The 17,499-nt window shown below is 62.7% G+C and carries 12 protein-coding genes, 1 tRNA gene and 2 riboswitches; of the genes, 5 read left to right on the top strand and 8 right to left on the bottom strand.

Translation table 11 applies throughout. The features are described from left to right. The 6 genes from VFE81_RS00210 to VFE81_RS00185 all read right to left on the bottom strand — a co-directional run. The coding region (locus VFE81_RS00210) for an alginate lyase family protein (RefSeq protein ID WP_325042662.1) at window positions 1-881 on the bottom strand (881 nt) is incomplete at its 3' end. Between the two features lie 115 nt (window positions 882-996). After that, a complete protein-coding gene (gcvP, locus tag VFE81_RS00205; protein ID WP_325042661.1) occupies window positions 997-3,933 on the bottom strand; it encodes an aminomethyl-transferring glycine dehydrogenase in 2,937 nt (978 codons plus the stop codon). A 94-nt stretch (window positions 3,934-4,027) separates the two neighbouring features. Next, window positions 4,028-4,408 carry a glycine cleavage system protein GcvH gene (gcvH, locus tag VFE81_RS00200; protein ID WP_325042660.1) on the bottom strand — a complete coding sequence of 127 codons (381 nt, stop codon included), beginning with the start codon at window positions 4,406-4,408 and terminating at the stop codon, window positions 4,028-4,030. A gap of 63 nt (window positions 4,409-4,471) precedes the next feature. After that, entirely contained in the window at window positions 4,472-5,590 is a 1,119-nt protein-coding gene (gene gcvT / locus VFE81_RS00195; protein ID WP_325042659.1) for a glycine cleavage system aminomethyltransferase GcvT, read from the bottom strand. A gap of 80 nt (window positions 5,591-5,670) precedes the next feature. Continuing rightward, window positions 5,671-5,830, bottom strand: a riboswitch (glycine riboswitch). Between the two features lie 33 nt (window positions 5,831-5,863). Further along, a riboswitch (glycine riboswitch) is annotated at window positions 5,864-5,964 on the bottom strand. A 143-nt stretch (window positions 5,965-6,107) separates the two neighbouring features. Next, window positions 6,108-6,461: a hypothetical protein gene (locus VFE81_RS00190; protein ID WP_325042658.1), complete on the bottom strand. Its 354-nt coding sequence runs from the start codon at window positions 6,459-6,461 to the stop codon at window positions 6,108-6,110. A gap of 196 nt (window positions 6,462-6,657) precedes the next feature. Further along, window positions 6,658-7,707 carry an oxidoreductase gene (locus VFE81_RS00185; protein WP_325042657.1) on the bottom strand — a complete coding sequence of 350 codons (1,050 nt, stop codon included), beginning with the start codon at window positions 7,705-7,707 and terminating at the stop codon, window positions 6,658-6,660. A 436-nt stretch (window positions 7,708-8,143) separates the two neighbouring features. Between VFE81_RS00185 and VFE81_RS00180 the strand changes: the two genes are divergently transcribed. Further along, complete coding sequence (locus VFE81_RS00180; RefSeq protein WP_325042656.1) at window positions 8,144-10,240, top strand: UvrD-helicase domain-containing protein; 2,097 nt, start codon at window positions 8,144-8,146, stop codon at window positions 10,238-10,240. 262 nt (window positions 10,241-10,502) lie between these two features. Here VFE81_RS00180 and VFE81_RS00175 read toward each other — a convergent pair whose 3' ends face one another. Further along, window positions 10,503-11,402, bottom strand: coding sequence for a c-type cytochrome (locus VFE81_RS00175; RefSeq protein ID WP_325042655.1), 900 nt, complete (start codon window positions 11,400-11,402; stop codon window positions 10,503-10,505). A gap of 286 nt (window positions 11,403-11,688) precedes the next feature. Between VFE81_RS00175 and VFE81_RS00170 the strand changes: the two genes are divergently transcribed. Continuing rightward, window positions 11,689-11,764: transfer RNA gene (locus VFE81_RS00170), tRNA-Arg, on the top strand. A 131-nt stretch (window positions 11,765-11,895) separates the two neighbouring features. On the opposite strand, the gene VFE81_RS00165 is transcribed toward VFE81_RS00170, so the two are convergent. Then, complete coding sequence (locus VFE81_RS00165) at window positions 11,896-12,201, bottom strand: hypothetical protein (protein WP_325042654.1); 306 nt, start codon at window positions 12,199-12,201, stop codon at window positions 11,896-11,898. Window positions 12,202-12,658: 457 nt separating this feature from the next. Between VFE81_RS00165 and VFE81_RS00160 the strand changes: the two genes are divergently transcribed. The 3 genes from VFE81_RS00160 to VFE81_RS00150 all read left to right on the top strand — a co-directional run. Further along, complete coding sequence (locus tag VFE81_RS00160; protein ID WP_325042653.1) at window positions 12,659-13,132, top strand: filamentous hemagglutinin N-terminal domain-containing protein; 474 nt, start codon at window positions 12,659-12,661, stop codon at window positions 13,130-13,132. A 98-nt stretch (window positions 13,133-13,230) separates the two neighbouring features. Next, window positions 13,231-14,964, top strand: coding sequence for a ShlB/FhaC/HecB family hemolysin secretion/activation protein (locus VFE81_RS00155; RefSeq protein ID WP_325042652.1), 1,734 nt, complete (start codon window positions 13,231-13,233; stop codon window positions 14,962-14,964). Continuing rightward, the coding region (locus VFE81_RS00150; RefSeq protein WP_325042651.1) for a filamentous hemagglutinin N-terminal domain-containing protein at window positions 14,961-17,499 on the top strand (2,539 nt) is incomplete at its 3' end. The genes VFE81_RS00155 and VFE81_RS00150, both read left to right, overlap by 4 nt.

Raw genomic sequence — 17,499 nt, 5'->3', positions numbered from 1 at the left:
AATGCGGCGGCCAGCGACGCACCGTTCGCGCCCTTCTCCGGCAACCAGTTGCGGTTGTGGCGGCGCGCGGCGAGCGCGGCGATCACGAGCGGCTGCAGGTCGTAGGTGACGTAGTGCAGCGCGTCGCGTTCGCCGAAGTCGAACGTCGAGCCGTCCGGCGCGATGTTGTCGCCGATATGCTCGACGAACAGGCGCTGCGCCGCGTTGATCATCTTGCGGTTATCCAGCGTGAACGCGGCCATCGAGATCAGTTTGATCCGGTGGCTTTGCCAGTTGTTCTTGAACGTGCCCTTGAGCGGCCGCGGCTGTGCGTCGATCTGCCCGATGTAGCCGTTCGCGAGCTTTGTCAGGAACGCCATCGATGCATTGCGCGTTTTCACCGGCAGCGCGCTCGCGGTCATGTCGTAGGCGAGGATCAGGCCTTCGAAATGGGTTTCGTCGATCGGATTGAAACTGGGTTGATAAGTCGTGACCCACGCATACAGCAAGCGGTCGACCAGCTTCAGATAACGGTCGTCGCTGGTCGCGCGCCATGCGAGCGCGGCGTCACGCAGCAGATCGAGATCCTTCTCCGCCTCCACACTTTGATCGTAGATGCCTTCGTGCGGCAGCGTGCCTGCGGTATGCAGTTTCGCCAGCGCATGCGGCGGATCGTTCAGATGTGCCTGCACATTGCTCACCAATGCTTTGACCCCTGGATCGGCATTCGTGCGCTCGCTGGTTTGCAGCGCGGGCGCTGCACAAAAATTCATTGCGGCTTGCGCCTGCCGCAGCGGCAGCAGCACTGCTGCGCCTGCTAACAACAGTGTGCAAGTCTGCTGCCACGTCTGGGCTCGCCTTGCTCCGGTCCGGCTTTGCATCAATCGCACCTTTCGCGCCATGCGAAACTCCTCGTTAGGCTGATTCGGTGTGTGATGTTAGCCGTTTGCGGACCCAAGCGACAGAACCGCGCAACGCCTGCTTACAACCTTCAGGCGATGCGCGATCAGGCCACGCTTACTCGTAATCGGCAATCGGCACGCAGGAGCAGAACAGATTGCGGTCGCCGTATACGTTGTCCGCACGGCCGACCGGCGGCCAGTACTTCTTCGCGATCAGCGTGGGCAGCGGATACGCGGCGGTTTCGCGCGCATACGCATGCTTCCAGTCGTTCGCGATGACCACCGCTGCCGTATGCGGTGCGTGCTTCAGCGGATTGTCTTCACGGTCCGAGCGGCCGTCTTCCACAGCGCGAATTTCCTCGCAGATCGCGATCATCGCTTCGATGAAGCGGTCGAGTTCTTCCTTCGATTCCGATTCGGTCGGTTCGACCATTAGCGTGCCCGGCACCGGGAAGCTCATGGTCGGTGCGTGGAAGCCGTAGTCGGCGAGGCGCTTGGCGACGTCGTCGACGGTGATGCCGCTGGTGTCCTTGATCGGGCGCAGATCGAGAATGCATTCGTGCGCGACCAGTCCGCCCGGGCCCGAGTACAGCACCGGGTAGTGCGGCGCCAGTTTATTCGCGACGTAGTTCGCGTTGAGGATCGCGGTTTCGGTGGCAGCCGTGAGGTTCTTCGCGCCCATCATCGCGATGTACATCCACGAAATCGGCAGGATCGAGGCGGAACCGTACGGTGCGCCCGACACGGCGCCGATACCGTTCGGCGCGCGCTCATAGCCCGACGAAATCTGGTTCGGCAGGAATTGCGCGAGATGCGCGCCGACCGCGACCGGACCGACGCCCGGTCCGCCGCCGCCGTGCGGAATGCAGAACGTCTTATGCAGGTTCAAGTGCGAGACATCGCCGCCGAACTGACCCGGCGCGCACAGGCCCACCATTGCGTTCATGTTCGCGCCGTCCACATAGACCTGGCCACCGTGCGCATGCACGATCTCGCAGATTTCGCGGACATTCGCCTCGAACACGCCGTGCGTGGACGGATACGTGATCATGATTGCCGCGAGCTTGTCGGCATGCTGATCGGCTTTCTTCTTCAGGTCCTCGATATCGACGTTGCCTTGCGCGTCGCAAGCCACGACGACCACTTGCATGCCGGCCATTTGCGCCGATGCCGGGTTCGTGCCGTGCGCCGAAGCAGGAATCAGGCAGACATTGCGGTGCGCTTCGCCGCGCGACGCGTGGTAAGCGTGGATGATCAACAGGCCGGCGTACTCGCCTTGCGAGCCGGCGTTCGGTTGCAGCGACACCGCTGCATAGCCGGTTGCCGTGACCAGCATCTCTTCGAGCTGATCGATCATTTCGCGGTAGCCGACGGTTTGCTCAGCCGGTGCGAACGGATGAATCTGGCCGAATTCGGGCCACGTCACCGGCAGCATTTCCGAGGTCGCGTTCAGCTTCATCGTGCAGGAGCCGAGCGGGATCATCGAGCGGTCGAGCGCGAGATCCTTGTCGGACAAACTGCGCAGGTAGCGCAGCATTTCCGTTTCCGAATGATGACGGTTGAACACGTGGTGCGTGAGGTACGCGCTGGTGCGTTCAAGCGCAGCGGGCACTGATGCGGTGTTCGAAGCGGCAATGGCTGCGTCGAGTGCGTCGACTTGCGGCACGCCCTTCGCGCCAGCTGCTTCTGCGAACACGGCGAGCAGATCGGCGAGGTCATGGCGCGTCGTGGTTTCGTCGATCGACAGGCCGACTTGCGTGTCGCTGACGCGGCGCAGGTTGATGCGCTTCGCTTTCGCGGCGTCATGCAGCGCTTGAGTGCGCGCGCCGGCCTCGAACGTCAGCGTATCGAAGAACGTTTCGTTGACGAGCGTATAGCCGAGTTGCTTCGCGCCTTCCGCGAGCAATGCAGCAATGCGGTTCACGCGCAACGCAATCGTCTTCAGGCCGTGCGGGCCGTGATAGACGGCGTACATGCTGGCCATGATCGCGAGCAGCGCTTGCGCGGTACACACGTTCGAGGTCGCCTTCTCACGGCGGATATGTTGCTCACGCGTTTGCAGCGCGAGACGCAGCGCCGGATTGCCTTGCCCGTCGACGGTCACGCCAACGAGACGGCCCGGCATCTGGCGCTTGAATTCGTCGCGCACGGCGAGGTAAGCCGCGTGCGGGCCGCCGAAACCAACCGGCACGCCAAAGCGCTGCGTGTTGCCGACGGCCACGTCCGCGCCCCATTCGCCCGGCGGCGTGAGCACGGTCAGCGCGAGCAGGTCGGCGGCGACCACCACGTGGCCGCCCGCTGCGTGGATCGCATCAGCGAGCGCGCGATAGTCGCGCACGTCGCCGTTCACGCCCGGGTATTGCAGCAGCACGCCGAACGCATTCGCGTTCGCGGCGTCCGCAGCCGGGCCCACTTTCACTTCGATGCCGACCGGCGTGGCGCGTGTCTTCACCACTTCGATGGTTTGCGGCAGCACGTCGTCGGCAACGTAGAACACGGTCGACTTCGGCTTGCCGACGCGTTGCAGCAGCGTCATTGCTTCGGCGGCGGCGGTGGCTTCGTCGAGCAGCGACGCGTTCGAGATCGCGAGACCGGTGAGGTCGACGATCATCTGCTGGAAGTTAAGCAGCGCCTCCAGACGGCCTTGCGAGATTTCCGGCTGATACGGCGTGTACGCGGTGTACCACGCCGGATTTTCCAGCACGTTACGCAGGATCACCGTTGGGGTGTGCGCGTTGTAATAGCCCTGCCCGATGTACGAGCGGAACACCTGGTTCTTGTCCGCCAGCTCACGCAGCGCGGCGAGCGCTTCCGCTTCGCTCTTCGGCTGGGCGAAGGGGCCGAGCGGCAGCGTTTCGGTGCGGCGGATCGTCTTCGGAATGACGGCGTCGATCAGCGCGGCGCGCGACGCGAAGCCGAGAGCTTCGAGCATCGCATGCTGGTCGGCCGAATCCGGGCCGATGTGCCGTTCAGCGAAGGCATCATGCACTTCGAGCGCGGCGAGCGAGAGAGGAGTGCGGTTCATCAGACGATCCGGGTGTTCGAGCTTCATGAGGTGTTCCTGCCGGTGCGGGCGTCCGTTCGACGATTGAATCGGACGCGCCGCGCCTGTCGGGTTTAAACGTAATGGTGCAACGTGCGGTGAATCAGGCGCCGATCGCTTTCGAGTACGCGTCTGCGTCGATCAGGCGGTCCAGCGAGGCGTCCGCGGCCGGCTTGATCTTGAAGAGCCAGTTGTCGTACGGCGCGCTGTTGACGCCATCCGGCGTATCGGTGACGACCGGGTTCGCTTCGATGATTTCGCCCGAAACCGGCGCGTAGATGTCGGAAGCGGCCTTCACCGATTCGATCACCGCGACGGTGTCGCCGGCGTTGACGGTCTTGCCCAGTTCCTGGACTTCGAAGAAGACGATGTCGCCGAGCGCTTCTTGCGCATGGTCGGTGATGCCGACCGTCAGCGTGCCGTCCGCTTCGGTGCGGACCCACTCGTGCGATTCGGTGTATTTCAGATCGGCCGGGATGCTCATCGGATGCTCCTATGCGGTGTGATTCGGTATTGGGTTAAAGATTGATGCGCACGCGCCGGCTGCTTAAACTGCGAGCACCTTGCCGTTGCGCACGAACGGCAGTTTTACCACGCTTGCGGGTACGTTTTTGTCACGAATCTGGACGTGAACGGTGTCGCCCGGCTGCACGCCTTTCGGCACGCGCGCAAAGGCGATCGATTCCTGCATCGTGGGTGAAAAAGTGCCGCTGGTGATTTCGCCAACGCCCTGCGGCGTGACGACTTTCTGGTGAGCACGCAGCACGCCTGCCGCCTTGCCGTTTTCCTTCAGCAGGATCAGACCGACGAACGCGGCCTGCGAACCGTCGGCTTCGAGCTTGTCCTTGCCGACGAATTCGCGCGGCGAGGTCAGATCGACCGTCCAGGCGAGGCCGGCGTCCAAAGGCGAGACGTTGTCGTCCATATCCTGGCCATACAGGTTCATGCCGGCTTCGAGACGCAGCGTGTCGCGCGCGCCGAGACCGGCGGGGCGCACGCCTTGTGCTTGCAGTGCGTTCCAGAGCGCTTCGACGTGATCCGCCGGGACGATGATTTCGAAGCCGTCTTCACCGGTGTAGCCGGTGCGGGCAACGGTGAGTTCGCCGAACGGCGTGTCTTCGACGCGCGCGGCGTTGAACGGCTTCAATGCTTCAGTGGCGGCGCGCGCGGCCGGCACGGTTTGCCAGACCTTTTCGCGGGCGTTCGGACCTTGCACGGCAACGATCGCGTAATCGCGGCGCGGCGTGATGGTCAGGCCGAAGCTGCCTTCGGCGTTGAGCTGGCCGAACCAGGCGATGTCTTTATCGGCGGTGCCGGCGTTGACGACCACGCGGAAATGATCTTCGCCGAAGTAATAGACGATCAGATCGTCGATCACACCGCCATTCGGGTTCAACAGACAGGAGTAGAGCGCACGGCCCGGCGTTTGCAGCTTGGCGACGTTATTCGCCAGCGCGTATTCGAAGAAGGCGCGCACGCGCTCGCCGGTGAAATCGACGACGCACATGTGCGAGACGTCGAACATGCCGGCGTCGGTGCGCACGGCACGGTGTTCGTCGATCTGCGAGCCGTAGTTGACGGGCATGTCCCAGCCGCCGAAATCGACCATGCGGGCGTTGAACGCACGATGGGTGGCGTTGAGCGGGGTGTGTTTGAGTTCGGTCATGGGGCCTCGGGCATCTCGCGAAACAAAAAAGGCCATGCGGCGCTACGCCTCGCGGCTGACGCCTGCGAGCGATTGCGTTGCATGACCCCTCTGTCCTCGATACCTGAGAGATTGCGCTGCCGTGCGATGGTGAAGCCGTGATCGCTACGGTGAAACGCGCGCCCCTTCGGTGGGCAGCTTGCCAGAATCTGCTCGACTAAACGACGCAGACGGCTACTGCCGCTCTCCAGAGTGCGAAAAACCGATGCCTGATGTTGCCTTGACGCGGGTTTTTCGACGCGGTCGGTCCTTTTGCCTGAGAGTTTGCGGGTGTGCCCCTTCGGCGGCGCGGCCTGCGATTTTCTGCGGCCAGCACGCTCTCCCGACGCGTGCGGCGAATGTACGCGAGGGTCGGGGGCTTGTCAAATAAAGGCCCGTAAGGGGCATGGGGGTTGCCGCTGCGGGCTCGCGAATGTCAAAAAAAAGCGCGGGACGTGATGCCCGCGCTTCTTTGCTTCAGTGCCTGAACCGGCGCGATTTATTCGCCGATGGCGTGCGCCGCGTTGTCCAGTTCCTGGTTCAGCACGCGCTGTTCGTCGCCGGACAGGCCGCCGCCGTGTTGCGCCGCCATGTCATGCGCTTCCTGACGGATCACGTCGAGGCGGTGATGCAACGCGCCGCCTTGCGGGGGCGGGTAGTAGCCTTGGTTGACGCGAACGTCGATACGGCGGCTCAGGTTGTCGATACGGCCGTTCACCTGATTCATGCGCTGATCCGCGATCTGCTGCGGGTTAGGGCGCGGCGCCGGCGCGGGTTGCTGGGGGGCCACCACGCAGGCGGCGAGGGAGCTGAGCAATGCGCATGCTGCTACTGCGCGGACGATACGTGGCATGGACTCTCCGGAAGTCGTTGTCGTTTTGTGGTGCTACTGGGGTAGCAACGGATTGCCGGGGAATCGCGCTGACCGCGACCCCAGGGTTATTTGTAACGTTATGTTCCTTTCGGGGTTGTCAGGCTTTTTGTCCTGCGCGGCGGCATTGTCTGTATGCCACCGCCAGATAGGCAGAATGCGCCCCATAGGCAAAAAGTTAGCGAATACGCTCAAACGGCAGCCGGGTGCCTTCTTCCGCACTCCTTGCGGCAAGTTCGATGATCGACATCACGTCGACCGCGTCCTGAGCGCTGACAGGAAATTTCACGCCGTTCTGAATGGCATCCGCCAAGGCAACATAAAAGCCGACGTATTCCCCATTGCGCGTAGGCACTTCCCGCTCCACTTCCTGATCGCCTTCGATCACACGCAGTACGCCCGCCGTATTGCCGGCGCCGAACCCGTCATCGCCAGGCCGCAAGCCGGCTTTCAACTGATCTTCCTGCGTATCGAGCCCATATTTCACATAGCTCCCCTGCGTGCCGTGGATCGCAAACCTCGGCGCGACCAGTGCAGTCAACGCGCTTGCATGCAACACCACTTCGAACTCACCGTACCCCAGCTGAATGTGCACGTAGTCTGGCGCGCTGGCCTGGTCGCGATGCGTTCGAACCGTCGCGGACACGGTCTGCGGCGCGCCGAACAACGCCAACGCCTGATCGATCAGGTGCGGTCCAAGATCGAATAGCAAGCCGCCGCCGCGCGATGTCTCCTCGCGCCAACGCTGCCGAACCTCCGGCCGGAACCGGTCGAAATGCGATTCGTATTGTGTGATGCGTCCCAACTCTCTGCCGGCGAGCAGGTCCCGCACGGTCAGGAAATCACCGTCCCAGCGACGGTTGTGAAAGGGCACGAACAGTTTGCTGCGGGCGAGTGCAATGTTGGCGAGCGTGTGGGCGTCGGCGGCGGTGAGCGTGACCGGCTTGTCGACCACCACGTGCTTGCCCGCTTCCAGCGTGCGGCGCGCCAGGTCGAAATGCGTGTCATTGGGCGTTGCGATGACGACGCAGTCGATTTCTTCGAGCGCCAGCAGGGCGTCGAGATCGGCCACAACCTTCGCGTGGGGGTAATCGGCCAGCGCGTGTTCGGGCTGACTCGTCGCGATGGCCGCGATGCTCGCCCGCCCGCAGTGCTCGATCACCGGCGCATGAAAGGTCGCGCCAGCAAAACCGTAACCCATCAATCCAATCTTCAGCGATGCGGACATGCGTGTCTTCCTGCAAAAACGGGGCGCCGCTTTGCCACCGCGGCGACGGCGCGCAACACTGTAATTGTGGCATGTCCCGAAGGCGGACTGTCAGCGGCGTCGAGGGCGGTTGTCAGCGGCGTCTGTCTAGGCGGCGCTCGGCCGTCAGTTGTGGCAGCAGTCGCGGTAGCTAGTTCGAGCATGAGTTTTTTGTCGTCGGGCGAGCAGCAATCGCGGACACCCTTCGTGCCCTTCCGTCAGCTCGTCTGTCACGGCATCCGCTTCAGTCATCCGTGTTAACATCGCTCCTCTCGCGCGGAGCGTAGCGAGCCGGAACCCCCTCGCTGCCACGCGGGTCGCCTGTTCCAGCCGCCGGCCCCTCGCAGCATGCCCCCGGGCCTTCGGTCTCGCGATTCCGCACCTAAGCGCCCTCAACCGCATTACCCATCCACAGACGATGTCCGCAGGCCTGAACCCCGCTCAAAATGAAGCGGTCCGTTATCTTGACGGTCCGTGTCTCGTGCTCGCCGGCGCAGGCAGCGGCAAGACGCGCGTGATCACGCAGAAAATCGCGCACCTGATCGAGGCCAAAGGCTTCGAGCCGCGCCACATCGCCGCCGTCACGTTCACGAACAAGGCCGCGCTGGAAATGCGCGAGCGCGTCGGCAAGCTGCTCGAAGGTAAGACGCTCACCACGCCCGGCAAGGAAGGTCGCAAAGTGCCCGTCAACCAGTTGACGGTCTGCACCTTCCACTCGCTCGGCGTGCAGATTCTTCGGCAGGAAGCGGAACACGTCGGGCTGAAGCCGCAGTTTTCGATCATGGATTCGGACGACTGCTTCGGCATGATCCAGGAGCAGGTCGGCTCGACGGACAAGGGCTTCATCCGTAAGATCCAGTCGATCATCTCGCTGTGGAAGAACGGCATGATCATGCCGGAAGAGGCGATCGCGATCGCCGCGAACGAAGATGAACATCAGGCCGCGATCGTCTATCGCAACTACGTAGCGACGCTGCACGCCTATCAGGCTGTCGATTTCGACGACCTGATCCGCCTGCCCGCCGAACTCTTCGCGAAGAACGAGCCGGTGCGCGACCGTTGGCAGAACAAGCTACGCTATCTGCTGATCGATGAGTATCAGGACACCAACGCATGCCAGTACGAGCTGCTCAAGCAACTCGCCGGGCCGCGCGCGGCGTTCACCGCGGTGGGTGACGACGACCAGGCGATTTACGGCTGGCGCGGCGCGACGCTGGAAAACCTCGCGCAGCTCGGCAAGGACTTCCCCAAGCTTCATCTGGTGAAGCTCGAGCAGAACTACCGCTCGACGGTGCGCATTCTCACTGCCGCGAACAACGTGATCGCGAACAACCCGAAATTGTTCGAAAAGAAGCTGTGGTCCGAACACGGCATGGGCGACACGATTACCGTCACGCCTTGCAACGACGAAGAGCACGAAGCCGAATCCGTCGTGTTCCGCCTGTCCGCGCACAAGTTCGAACGGCGCGCGAATTTCCGCGACTACGCGATCCTGTATCGCGGCAACTTTCAGGCGCGCATTTTCGAACAGGTGCTGCGTCGTGAACGGATCCCGTATGTGCTGTCGGGCGGCCAGTCGTTCTTCGACAAAGCCGAGATCAAGGATATCTGCGCGTACCTGCGCCTGATCGCCAACGCGAATGACGACCCCGCGTTCATCCGCGCGATCACCACGCCGCGCCGCGGCGTCGGCAACACGACGCTCGAAGCACTCGGCTCGTTCGCGGGCCAGGCAAAGGTGTCGCTATTCGAAGCGGTGTATATGGGCGGCATCGAGGCGCGCCTGTCGCCGCGGCAGATTGAACCGATGCGCGTGTTTTGCGACTTCATGCAGCGTCTCACCGACCGCGCCGAGAAAGACGCCGCCGGCCCGCTGCTCGACGAGTTGATGGACGCGATCCACTACGAAGCCTACCTGTACGACGCCTTCGACGAACGTCAGGCGCAGTCCAAGTGGCAGAACGTGCTCGAGTTCATGGAGTGGTTGAAGCGCAAGGGCACCAAGGCTGAACCCGCGGGCTCTGAGAACAGCGAGGCAACCGGCTACGACACCGCCGACGGCCTCGGCGACACCGGCAAGAATCTGCTCGGCCTGATCCAGACTGTGGCGCTGATGTCGATGCTCGAAGGCCGCGAAGAAGATCCTGACGCGGTACGGCTCTCGACCGTGCACGCGTCTAAGGGGCTGGAGTACCCGCACGTGTTTCTGGTGGGCGTCGAGGAAGGCATCATGCCGCACCGTGGCGGCCCCGACGACGAGCCGATCGACGACGAGCGCATCGAGGAAGAACGCCGTCTGATGTACGTCGCGATCACGCGCGCGCAGCGAAGCCTGCATCTGAACTGGTGCAAGAAGCGCAAGCGGGCGCGCGAAACGGTGGTGTGCGAGCCGTCGCGCTTCATCCCCGAGATGCTGCTCGACGACGCTCCGCCGCCGACACCCGAAGAAGCGCCGATGTCACCGAAAGACCGGCTCGCGAGTTTGAAGGCGCTGCTGCAGAAGCCTGTAGCGTAGGAGCGAACGCGAACGCAGGCGCGTTCCGTTCGCTTGATCGCAAAGACCGGCTTGCTGGGAGATCCGGTGCGCGGGCAATTCCACGTTCGTTTGCATTGCCTCGCCTGTCCGCTAAACCCCCGTGCGCGGCAGGTGCATCGGCAGACACCTAACCTGGTGGCGCATAAGGCGCATCCCACATGAAAAAATCCCTGCCCGTATCGTCACCGTGCAGGGATTTTTGCGTTTTGTGGCAACCGCTGGAGGCGATCCCGGAAGCGACTTATTTCGCCGCGCTCACCATGTAATCGACAGCGGCCTTCACATCTGCGTCGGAGGCCGTGGAACCGCCTTTGGGCGGCATCGCGCCCTTGCCATGCAGTGCGTAGTTGTAGACCGTGTCGATCGGGTCTTTCAGGCGCGGTGCCCAGGCTTCCTTGTCGCCGAACTTCGGCGCGTTCAGCACACCGGCCGCGTGACACGCCTGGCAAACCTGCTGATACAGCGCCTTGCCGGCTTGCGAAGCATCTGCGCTTTGCGCCCCGCCTGCTGCCGGTGCGGCCGCTTGCGGCACGCTTGCCATGGCCGCCATCGCAGCGGCAGCCTGTGCGGCGCCTGCGTCCGAAGCACCCGCCGGTGCCGCAGCGGCAGCGCCCGAGGCGGCGGCTGCCGCACTCGCTGCCGGTTGCGCCGGTTCAGGGAAGCTCCCGCCGGAATTGTTCGCCATGTAAACCACCGCACGGGCGATTTCGAAATCGCTGTAGTCGTCAGGGCTGGTGCCGCCGCGCGGGGGCATCGCGCCCTTGCCGGCAAGGGCCGTGTGCCACAGCGTGTCGAAGCCCTGCGAAATGCGCGGCGCCCAGTCGGCGGTATTGGTGAATTTCGGCGCGCCTGCCGCACCCGACGCGTGACACGCCGAGCAAACGGCCTTGTAGACCTCTTCGCCGGTCTTGTAGACGCGCGGCGCATTGGCGTCGCGAATGTCGACTTGAGCGAACGGCTTGATGCGCGCGTTGACCTCGGCGTCGGAAAGACTGTCTGTGCCGGCGCCGGTGCGTGTCGAATTGTCGACGTAGATCACGAGCAGAACGATGATGACGATCGGTACCGCAAAACTGGCAATGATCGCGGCGATGAGCTGCCCGGGGGTTTTGATTGGGGCTTCGTGTGGTGCTTCGCTCATGCTTGTCTCGTCTCCGTGGGTATGTGAGCGGTACAGCGTGACGGCAACTTCTTTTTCTTAATTCAGGCACGGACGATTATAGACGCAAGGTTTCGATGGCGGCGAGGGGCGGCGGCGAGGTGTTCAGCAGGCGTTTACCCGCATCGCGGGGTGCGGCCGACGCCGTCTGGGGAGCACCAAATCCCGCCATGCAGGCCGTCCGGTGGACGGTTTGGCCGAAACCGGGTATCCTTTCGCTCTCGCTTTGGCGTCGCTCCTGTTCAGGTTGCCGCGCTTTCGTGTTGAAGCGCCCGTAGCTCAATGGATAGAGTACTGCCCTCCGAAGGCAGGGGTTGCTGGTTCGATCCCAGCCGGGCGCACCAATAGAACCAAGTGCTTAGCGTTACCCAGCCAGTACAAAATCACCCTCCCGAGACATCCAGGAGACAGTTCACTGTCTCGCCACACCCTCTCGCCCACGTCCCCTCCCTTCCTTGTTTTCGCGCAACACGACTTAGTTCCCTGCCTTCATCGTCTCGACCGCATCGACCAATCGCTGACCCTTCTCTAGGTCATCCGTGACGACCTGAGCCAATAGCGTGCCCTTGTCATTGCGGAACTGCACGATCACAGACTTGCGCTTGGTGTAGACCTTCTCCGTCGCAATCGACCGGAAGTACAGCCGGGTGACATGGCGGTTCGCCGTGGTTGTACTAGTGAACTCGTTGAACTTGGCCGTGGAACCCAGCCCGTACTCCACGTACTCCTTTGTCGTCCGTACATAGTCGGGCCGGCGATCCGCGTCCTGCTCCATCAGCACCTGTTCTATTCTATGCAAAACGTATCGATGGTCTGGCCCGACTCGGGCGCGGTGACCCTTTCAATTATTCGTCCAGGTGATTATTGGCAGCAGTTGCTGCTCCCGCCTTAGCCGCTTAGCCGCGGCAAGTTGCTCTGCGTGAAGCAATTCCTTCCGTCGGCTCTCGTCATCGAGTTCTTGGAGGCGTGCCGCATCTGGCGCAGTCATCCCGGATGATTGAGATGACATGTTCGGTCGAATAGGGTGCTCGCCGGTGTTGACGCAGCAGTATGTCTCGCAGATGGAGCTGCTGGTGGTCCGCTATGAAAGCAATGCGTAATAAAAATATTGCCAAATATTCCTAAAGAACTCTTGGATGCGGTCGTTATTTGTCGTACGAATGCTGCGACTGCAAAGTGGCGCGCATTGAGCGAATCCACCAAGAGAACCCGCAACGAACAGTTGCGTGAAAACAGGAATGTCCAGCAGCGCACGGGGAAGCAGCGAAGGCCACCGGAGCCCGCGTCTGCATCAATTTCAGATCAGGCTGATCGTTGCCGCGTTGGCTGCTGTGTCGTGCAGTACATATGCAATCGGCATATCGATCGAGGGTGAAACGGCGACCACGATTTCAACCGCTGCGAATGGCCATCAAAGCGTCAATATCGCGCCGACTGTCGCAGGAGTTTTGAATAATTCCTATAGCAGTTTCAACGTCGACGCGGCGCGCGCTTCACTCAATAACGTCGGCGTTAATGGCCGGACAACTGTCAATCAGGCAGTCAGCACCAATCCCAGCGTTATCAGTGGACCTATTGACGTAACCGGCTTGCACGCAAACGTGATATTGGCCAATCCGAACGGCATCGCGGCGAACGGTAGTTCATTCGTCAATACCGGTCGCATGGCGCTGACCTGCGTCGATTCCGACGCCATAACAAGATCGACGTAATGAAGAAGAACAAATCCGGCCGGATTGCACGGTCACCGAAAGCGACGCGCAAATTCGTGGGCACAGCTTACGCGCGTCGGCGAACGCTGGATCGGCTCGTGTCGGTATGTGCCACGTTGCTGGCAGCCTCGCACGTATACGTCGCACACGCGCAAGCGGCCGATCCGCTCGGCGAACAGGAGCAGCGTCGCCGCGCACAGGAGCAGGCGATCGAGCGCGGGCGTGCGATCAACGCGCCAAACGTTGCTCTTCAACCCGTCGAGCGTCCGGTCGAAGATGACGGCAAGGTTCCCGTCGAAACACCGTGCTTCAAGGTCGACGAACTGACGCTGGAAGTGCCGCCCGGTTTGAGCGATTCCGTGGAGTCGGCGGGGGCACGCGCGTTGTTGCCCAATCCCCTTTTTCCGGGCGAACTGATGTTCGTCAACGACTATCTGCAGCGCTATCGAGGGCAGTGTGTCGGCAGGGAAGGGCTCAACCTGATCGTGCACCGCGTAATGGCGCTCGTCATCGAGAAGGGATACTCGACGACACGCGTTGTCATCACACCGCAGGATCTGTCGACGGGCAAGCTGAAGCTTCAACTGATCCCTGGCATCATCAGCGCAATTCGCTTCGCCGATCCGTCGACGTACGGCACGTGGCGCAACGCGTTTCCGACGAAGGCGGGCGATCTGCTGAATCTGCGCAACCTCGAGCAGGGCCTCGAGCAGATGAAGCGCGTGCCGAATCAGGACGTTGACATGCAGATCGTGCCGGGACCGTCGACCGGCGAAAGCGACGTCGTGATCGCGGTCAAGCGCACGAAGCCGTGGTCGCTGGCCGTGGGGGCAGACGACAGCGGCCTCAAGTCGACCGGCCAGTTTCAAGGCAACGTGAGCCTGACGCTCGACAATCCGCTCGGGCTGTCCGACCTCCTCAACATCGGCTACAACCACGACATCAGCGGCCATACGAGCCAATATGGCACGCACGGCAGCAGCGCGTACTACTTGATTCCCTGGGGTAACTGGACGTTCACCTCCACGGCCAGCCAGTACGACTACCACCAGCAGATCGCGGGCGCGTTCTCGACGCTCGTATCGAGCGGCAAGTCCAGCACCTTCGACGTCAAGGCGGAGTACCAGTTCTACCGCAATCAGGTGCAGAAGAACACGGTCGAGTTCCGTGTCGGCAAGCGCTTCAGCGAAGCGTTCATCGACCGTACGGAAATCGGCGTTCAGCACCGCGACAACAGCTACGCGGAAGTCGGCTGGGAACACAAACATTACTTCGGCGCCGCGCAACTCGACAGCACACTCGCCTATCGGTGGGGCGTGCCGTGGTTTGGCGCGCAGTCGGATCTGCCGGGCGCGGGCGCAGGTATCCCCACGTACTACTACCACATGGAGACGGTCGACGCGACGTTGAGCGTGCCGTTCACCATCGCGGGTTTCCCGCTGCGCTACTCGACAACGGTGCGTGCGCAGAACACGCCCAACATGCTTTATCCCACCGAATACTTTTCGATCGGCAGCCGCTATACCGTGCGCGGTTTCGATGGCAACACGATGCTCGCCGCCGAGAAGGGCGTGTTCATGCGCAATGACCTGGAGATTCCCTTGCAGCGGTTTGGCCAGGCGCTGTACTTCGGCATCGACGGCGGCGAGGTCTTTGGTCCCGAAGCGAACAACCTGCTTGGCCGCCGTCTGGCGGGGGCCGTGGTCGGCCTGCGCGGCAGTGCATTCAGGCACGTCAGCTACGACCTTTTCATCGGCGGTCCGTTGTACCAGCCGGCCCGTTTCCCGAACCACTGGCCGGTGGCGGGCTTCAGCGTGAGTTTCCTGCTATGAACAAGAATATCTATCGCGTCATTTTCAACGCCGCGCGTGGCCTCTGGACGGCTGTGCAGGAAACAGCAACGGGTACCGGAAAAGGACGCTCGGTCGGCACGCCTTGTAGTACGCATCGTCGCGCGCCTTCGATGCACGCACGTGTGGGTTTCGTCGACATGCTGTCGATGCGGCACGTCGCGTTCGCGGCATTGTGCGCGCTCGGCATGCAGCCGCTGTGGGCCGATGCGCAGGTAGTCGCGGCACCCGCGTCGGGCAGCAGGCCGGCCGTTGGGGTGACGGCAAATGGGTTGCCGATCGTTCAGATTGCCACGCCGAACGCAGCCGGCGTGTCGAACAACGCCTATACGACTTACAACGTCGGCCAGTCAGGTCTGATCCTGAACAATTCGGCATCGAGCGTACAGACCCAGCTTGGCGGGTACGTGACGGGTAACGCGAATCTCGGCGCCGGCAGCGCGCGCGTCATCGTGAACCAGGTCGTGGGTGGCAATGCGAGCCAGTTGCTTGGCTACACCGAGGTGGCGGGGCAGAGAGCCGAGGTGGTCATCGCCAACCCGGCTGGAATCTACTGTAATGGTTGCGGCTTTATCAACACCAGCCGCGGCGTCCTGACGACAGGCACGCCGGTCTTCGGCGGTACGGGCAGTCTGGATGCGTTTCACGTGACGGGCGGTCAGATCCAGATCGGCACGGCGGGGTTCAACGGCAGCAATGTCGATCAGGTCGACCTGATCGCGCGCAGCGTGGCGATCAACGGCAAGGTATGGGCGGGCCAGTCGCTCAATGTCGTGGCGGGCAACAACGACGTGCGCTATAGCGATCTGAATGTGCAATCTCTCGGCCCGGACGGCAGCAGCCCGGGCGTGGCGATCGATGTCGCGCAGCTCGGCGGCATGTACGCGGGCAAGATCATGCTGGTCGGCACGGAGACTGGCGTCGGCGTCAACAGCGCCGGAACGATCGCGTCGCAAGTCGGTGATGTGCAGATCAGCAGCCAGGGCAAGATAACCTTGTCAGGCTCGACGAGTGCGAACGGCAATGTCGTGATCGCCGCAGCGGGCGGCGTGGCGAACAGCGGTTCCGTCTATGCGACGCAAAACACCACGTTGAATAGCCAGGGGCAGGTGACCAGCAGCGGCACAATCGCTGCGCTCGGTAACACAACCGTCACGGGCGCGAGCATTAATTCGACTGGCTCACTCGGCGCGGGAGTCGACACGAACGGCAACGTCACCGGAACAGGCAACCTCGCGGTGACGGGCTCGGGTGCCGTGACTGCCGCCGGGCAGCAGATGACGGGCGGCAATCTCGCGCTGTCGGGTAGCAGTTTGAACATGGCCGGCGGACAAACGCTGGCGAAGGGCAATGCGTCCCTGACAGCGACTGGTGCTGGCGGCGACACAGGCAACATCGTTCATACAGGTGCGTCGCTGCAGACGGGCGGCATCCTGACTGCCAATGCCGCGGGGGCCGTCACGAACGATCAGGGGCAGGTGAGTGCCGCGCAGTTGAGCGTGACAGCAGGCGGCATTTCAAATCGCGGCGGTACGCTGTCGCAAACGGGCGCGGGCGACACGACGCTGGCCGCATCGGGCGCGTTCGACAATACCGGCGGCACGGTCACAACGAACGCGCAGAACACCACGATCCGCTCGGGCAGCCTGACCAACGCGAACGGGACAATCAGTCAGGCGGGCACGGGGGCGCTGAATGTCCAGACAGGTGCGCTCGACAACGGTCACGGCAGTATTGGCACGAACGGCGTAGCGACGATTGCCGCTACCAGCCTGCAGAACGGGTCCGGCTCGATCACGTCGGCGCAGGCGCTCAATGCGGCGTCGAGCGGCAATATCGACAATACGGCGGGCCGGCTCGAAGCGGCTGGCGCGGTGAACGTGTCGGGCGCGAACGTGCAGAACACGGCCGGGCGCATCGTGTCGGGCAACGGCGATGGCCTCACGCTTACGGCGACCGGCCAGATCACGAACGCGGCGGGCACGACGGCGCAGGGTGCGACGGGCGGTGTAATTGGCGGCAACGGCAACGCGACGATCAACGCGGCAACGCTCACCAACAGTGGCACGGTCACGGCCGCGCAGAACTTGCAGGTGACGACATCGGGAACCCTCGACAACAGCGGGGGATCGATGAGCGCCGCGACGCTCAAAGCGAATGCAGCGTCACTCAGGAACGCGAACGGGACGATCAGCGCCAGTACTGTGTCGGTAACGGCGCCGCAGTTCGACAACAGCGGCGGGAAGATTACCGCGAACCAGATCAATGTAAGCGCCACGAACCTGACGAACCACAACGGCGCGCTCACCCAGCTCGGCTCGGGGGCAATGGACGTGAATGTCAGCGGCACGCTCGACAATTCGGGCGGCGGTGTGGTCCAGACCAACAGCACGGACCTGACGCTTGCGCCGTCGACGCTGAACAACAACGGCGGCACGATCACCCATGCAGGCACCGGCACGCTGACGATCGACTCGGGCAGCGGGACGGGGTCGCTGACGAATGTCGGCGGCAAGA

The organism is Paraburkholderia sp., assembly GCF_035656215.1.
GTDB lineage: Bacteria > Pseudomonadota > Gammaproteobacteria > Burkholderiales > Burkholderiaceae > Paraburkholderia.
This window is presented reverse-complemented; position numbering and strand designations above follow the sequence as displayed.